The organism is Deinococcus sp. (assembly GCF_018260405.1).
Classification (GTDB): domain Bacteria; phylum Deinococcota; class Deinococci; order Deinococcales; family Deinococcaceae; genus Deinococcus.
Genome location: NZ_JAGLBG010000147.1, coordinates 1 through 3763 on the forward strand (window position 1 = coordinate 1; position 3763 = coordinate 3763).

The window sequence follows — 3763 nt, forward strand, 5'->3', positions numbered from 1 at the left end:
AGGACATCCTCGACCGCAAGACGACCGGCAAGGTGATTGTCGAGCCGCAGCGCTAGGTACAACCAAGTTTGCTTAAAACCTCGAGTGCTAGGGGATACCTGACGGCACAAGAAAGCGGAAGCTTGAGGTATGCCTACCAAATTGCTTCCGCTTCAACAGCCTAGCGTGGAAGACCTTTTCCTGCTCGCGTACGTCTACATCGACGATTACCTGAAGGCCGCTGTACTCAGCGGCCTCTTCACGCTCCCGAACGAACCACATCAGAAGGCGACCTATGCAGAACTGATGGCGATTGCTCTTGTTGGAGAGTGGTTGGGTGAGGCATCTCAGGAAAAGTGGTACCGCCAGGTACAGACCACCTATCGGTCTCTTTTCCCGCGTCTACCGGATAGAACGCGGTATCTGCGGATTCAGCTGAACTTTGAGACCATCTACGCCGATCTGGCACTGCGCTTGCCGCACTTCGACAACGAAACGGTCTATGTCATCGACAGTAAACCGCTGGTTTACTGTGCAGGGACACGCTTTGCACGGCCTCGTGCGATGAGTGAAGCTGCCAGTGGGAGGGGAGGACATGGTGGTTATAGCGTCAAAGGCCGATTCTACGGATACAAGTTGCATGCCATCATCGACGACCACGGAATGCTGGTTCGGTTTGCCATTGCCGCCGGTAATGAAAGTGACCCACCCTTAGCGAGAGCGCTGCTGGAAGAAGGGGAAGGGGAGCTGGTGCTTGGAGACCGTGGCTACCAGGGATGCGGGGTATACGCACAGCCGCGCTCCAACATGAAGAATCCGCGCCCCTGGTGGGGCGCGATGACGTGGATCAGGAAGGCGATTGAATGTGTTTTTTCGCGTCTAGATCGCTCTTTTCATCTGATGCTTCCACAGTTGAATTCGTTCCGGTCTATTCGCTCCCATGTCTGCCGGAAGATTGCAGCCCATAATCTCGCTCTCTTCTTCGGAGGTCTCTGATCCCCTAGCACTCGAGGTTCATAATGTTCTGTCACCCTGAGGTATGAAACTCATTCAGCACGCCGGGAGTCACATCGTGATCGAAGGTCCTGACGGGCCAAAGCAGATTCACACCCTCAATGTGAGCTACTTCAAGAAGCTCAACGCCTTGCTGGTGGAGGAAGTGCAGCGCTGGCACTGTGGTGAACGGGAACACCGGCTGTCGCGCCCCGTCTTACGGCGTTTGCACTGGCCGCTCGGGGGCTGGCGACTGGGTTGAGGCGGTGGATTCGGCATGGCAGCCTCCTGAACGAAAAGCCCCCGCGCTGAGGCAGGGGCTGGGGAAAATTTAAGCTATTGATAACGTGTAAAGTTGGTGACGCTTGTCAGTCAGATTTGGTACTGTTTTGGCCGTGTTTTAGCTTTGAGCCATGGGGAATGAGCTCTGGCAAAATCCTCATGGCTCATGGCATAGAGCTAATGGCCTAGCTGCGTAACACCACGAACCTACCGCGTCATTAATAAGAGGCTCTGCGTAGCCTTTATCATCGAGAAAAATGGGATTTCAGACAGCCTCTGACGCGTAACTGTAGCCGGAAGCTACTCTTACTTACACAACAGTGTACTGGCCTGGACAGGTCGTCTACACGCTTAGGGAAGACATTGCCTCACTACAACCGAGCCTTGTGGGTCAAACCCTTTCACCCATTCCGGAATAACAATTTTGAGACTGGTGGAAGGTGGCAAAGCCATAAAGAATTGTGGTGTAACGTTCGGGGTATTAAGTCGGATAATCCTAATAGCAGGGGAAGCCGTTGCCCCCGAGCTAGGAATAACCTGAAAGTCATTGATCGTCTTATCCGAAAAGGTCAGGCGGACATCATGAAATTCTGTTGTTGGCTTGGCGAGTGCAACTCCGCTCGAAAGCTTGATCACTGTGGAAGTCAAGAGATCAACTCCACTTTCGCAGCTTGTCCTGGAGGAAACAAGCAACTGTTGCCAGGCTGAATCATCTTCTGGAGTGAAACGAAAGCGGCTCGTATCCCACTCCCAGATAATTATCTTTGGCTTGTTCTCCCTGAAGCGCTCAGAGATAAGGAAATTTGTAAGGGCAGCGAAGGGACCCCCGCCGACTACTGATACGTTCTCAACATCTTTCTTCAGATTTTCTTTCAGAAAACCATCGAAATTCCACGGAGCTTCGCTATAACTCGTCCCTGCCAGGATAATTTGAGGGAGATCATCATCAAGTAGGCCAACTTCTGATACACGGCTGGTGGTATATAGGTTTGTCGTATCCCTTGAGACCATTGGAGTTCCACATAGCTGCTGCATCCTTCTCAAAAGATAAGCACTGTCGTCAATTAAACCAGTTTGTCCTGTAAGTGTCGTTACAAAATCAACCTGTGGAATCTCCTGCGCAGCAGGCAAAGCATTAACAACACGTGCCACAGCCTGAGCGACAGCGCGGGCAGCTTCGGGCTTCCAGTGCCAGTCAGATTTCCAAAAGGCCGGTGCATTGACATCCAGCGCAGGAAGAGTATTGACTACAGCAACACCATTCTTTTGAAGATAAGAGTTGAGATTCCTGATTTCATTTCGTATAGCCAAAGGTTTAAAAGCTTTCTGAGCAGGATTCTTTAGATCGAGCTGAGCATAATCAATCGCTCCTTTATGGGCTACCGGTACAACAACCAACTTGATGCCCATCCCTTCTAAATTATGCGAAATAGCAACTATCTTATCACCGTATTGTTTGGTTGGAAGACCTTCTATAAGATCCATACTAGCAATAAACATATGGCCGTTCTGACCATAAATAATTTTCTGTGGATTCTGCTGATTTGCCAGACAATCTACATTGGATAATGTTCTAGGAGGCATAGCAATTTGTGCTGAGGCCGTGTGCAGACAGGCTGAAAGAATAAGTACCTGAGTCGTCATGAAAGCTATCTTATTTTTCATCCCCAGATTCTAGCGTCCAAACTTGGATCTCGGCGCTTATTCCAGCAATCAAAAGCCCCACCCAATCAGGGGCATGGGTAGGGCTTTTGACTCAGAGCATCAGATTGGGCGGCTCGGGCCAGTCGACACGGGTCATGCTGGCGGCCTCGTCGAGCATGACGGGTGCAGTTGTTCGAGCGTCATATGCATAGGTGCAGGCACGATCACAGGAGCGATTACCTCAACCTGCACGGAACCACCTCAACTATTGATAACGCGGAAAGTTGTTGTCGAATTGTAAACTCTGGACATGTCTGAGGTTTGGAAGCCACGACTCCTCACCCGTCAGCAGATGGAAGAACGCCGCCTCGCGGCGTTACCCTTCTTGACCGATTCCACGCTCTCGTCTACCGTGCTTGCCCAGCGATTTGGGGTCGCACCCACCGCTATTCGTCACTGGCGACAACGTCTTCAACACGGGGAATCGCTTGAGGCGACACGGTCTACCGGGCGTCCCACGTTTTTGACGGATGAGCAGGTGGCCGAACTCATGGATATCATTCGTGCTGGCCCAGATTTGCAGCAATACCCCGATGGTCGCTGGACGACGGCCCGTATCCGCGATTTGATTGGTGGCAAATATGGCGTTTGGTATCACCGCGACTGGGTCGGTAAACTTCTGGTGCGGTGGGGTTTTTCATGGCAGAAAACGGAAAAACGTCCATTGGAACAGAAAACTGACCAGATTGAAGCATGGCTGGAAGCAGAGCTTCCAGTCCTGGAAAAAAAAGATCGAGGATCTTATGGCCTGATAAAAGTCATGAGAGACGCTGTCACAGGAGTCAGACCTGGTGGATCACGGGTC

4 protein-coding genes are annotated in these 3763 nt (G+C 51.4%); 3 read left to right on the forward strand and 1 reads right to left on the reverse strand.

What is annotated here, in order from left to right:
• The first annotated feature begins 129 nt into the window (after positions 1-129).
• Entirely contained in the window at positions 130-975 is an 846-nt protein-coding gene (locus QZ269_RS12290) for a transposase (protein WP_291426997.1), read from the forward strand.
• Positions 976-1018: 43 nt separating this feature from the next.
• Positions 1019-1234, forward strand: a complete 216-nt coding sequence (locus QZ269_RS12295; protein ID WP_291426998.1) for a hypothetical protein — start codon at positions 1019-1021, stop codon at positions 1232-1234.
• Positions 1235-1605: 371 nt separating this feature from the next.
• Here the strand turns inward: QZ269_RS12295 and QZ269_RS12300 are convergent, their stop codons facing one another.
• Entirely contained in the window at positions 1606-2919 is a 1314-nt protein-coding gene (locus QZ269_RS12300; protein ID WP_291426999.1) for a hypothetical protein, read from the reverse strand.
• Positions 2920-3208: 289 nt separating this feature from the next.
• On the opposite strand from QZ269_RS12300, the gene QZ269_RS12305 reads away from it, so the two are divergent.
• Positions 3209-3763: winged helix-turn-helix domain-containing protein (locus QZ269_RS12305; protein WP_291427000.1), on the forward strand; the 555-nt coding region annotated here is incomplete at its 3' end.

Bases quoted from the DNA above. Each gene is read 5' to 3' on its own strand.
- QZ269_RS12290 (WP_291426997.1), top strand. From the start codon at position 130: ATGCCTACCAAATTGCTTCCGCTTCAACAGCCTAGCGTGGAAGACCTT.
- QZ269_RS12295 (WP_291426998.1), top strand. From the start codon at position 1,019: ATGAAACTCATTCAGCACGCCGGGAGTCACATCGTGATCGAAGGTCCT.
- QZ269_RS12300 (WP_291426999.1), bottom strand. From the start codon at position 2,919: ATGAAAAATAAGATAGCTTTCATGACGACTCAGGTACTTATTCTTTCA.